The 741-nt window shown below is 52.1% G+C and carries 1 tRNA gene and 1 rRNA gene; both read right to left on the bottom strand.

Features of this window, described 5'->3' with window-relative positions:
- Window positions 1-187: 187 nt before the first annotated feature.
- Window positions 188-303 (bottom strand): 5S ribosomal RNA (gene rrf, locus B5F12_RS11595).
- A gap of 131 nt (window positions 304-434) precedes the next feature.
- Window positions 435-509 (bottom strand) — tRNA-Glu (locus tag B5F12_RS11600).
- Window positions 510-741: the final 232 nt, after the last annotated feature.

Consider the following 741-nt stretch of genomic DNA (forward strand, 5'->3'; position numbering starts at 1 on the left):
GTACAAACCGCTCACCGGCGGAACTATTTTAGTTTACCAGATTCACCGTCGTTTGTCAAGCACTTTTTCAAACTTTTTTTGCCGGCCAACCCGGCATACTTCGGTTTGTACTCTGTGCTGTCATTCGCACAACGTTCTTGGTAAACGGAGCATAAGAAAGACAGTCGCTTGGACTGTCATCCTTATGTGTCGGCACTACCTATCTTCCCGGGCCGTCGCCAGCCAAGTATTTTCGGCGCAAGTGAGCTTAACTGCCGTGTTCGGAATGGGAACGGGTGGACCCTCACTGCAATCAGCACCGACTATTCAATTCCCCAAAACTTGGCCTCCATGGACAAACCAACAAGGTGTTTGTCCATGGAAACGAAAAAGCAACGAAGGGAACGAGCTTTCACGCTAGCGTGGAAGCGAGCGATCCGCAGTTTGCTTTTGAGTGGTGACCCGTACGAGAGTCGAACTCGTGTTTGCGGCGTGAGAGGCCGCCGTCTTAACCACTTGACCAACGGGCCATGTCGTCGAAGCAAGCTCCGTATCTTCCGTTTTCACCTGACGGCAAAAACTCCATCACTCCGCTGCTTCTCCTCTTCCAATCAAACCCGCTTGCGCTGGGCTTTGATTGGAGTCCTGAGCACTTTTTGGGGTTCCCACTTGGGTGCATCACACACCCAAGTGGGAGTGGTACACCTTCAGGGACTCGAACCCTGGACACCCTGATTAAGAGTCAGGTGCTCTACCAACTGA

Source organism: Pseudoflavonifractor sp. An176, from assembly GCF_002160435.1.
GTDB classification, from domain to species: Bacteria; Bacillota; Clostridia; order Oscillospirales; family Oscillospiraceae; genus Enterenecus; species Enterenecus faecium.